This is a genomic window from Psychrobacter sp. 16-MNA-CIBAN-0192 (assembly GCF_040309565.1).
In the GTDB taxonomy this organism is placed as follows: Bacteria; Pseudomonadota; Gammaproteobacteria; order Pseudomonadales; family Moraxellaceae; genus Psychrobacter.
This window is the reverse complement of the sequence record NZ_JBEOOX010000772.1, coordinates 1-232: the sequence shown is the minus strand read 5'-3', so window position 1 is coordinate 232 and position 232 is coordinate 1. Positions and strand designations below refer to the sequence as shown.

Annotated in this window: 1 protein-coding gene; it reads right to left on the bottom strand. The window is 43.1% G+C overall.

From position 1 onward, the window contains the following. The coding region (locus AAEY78_RS15165) for a hypothetical protein (RefSeq protein ID WP_352340355.1) at positions 1–232 on the bottom strand (232 nt) is incomplete at both ends.

The following is a 232-nucleotide window of genomic DNA, read 5'->3' as shown; positions in this document are numbered from 1 at the left end:
ATATAGTCACGAACTTCGCCTGCTTCGGTTGTACCCGTTGCTGCTACTGCTGCTTTATATAAATCACCTGATGCAGGGTTATAAATGCCGTTAGTGCTTTTAACTATGCCATTGCTGATGAAGTTTTCAGTATCTTTGCGGAAATAACCCACAGACACATAGCTTGATGGGGCGTAATACCACTCTGCTGAGAAGTCGATATTTTGCGACTCTAACGGCAGTAATGTTGGAT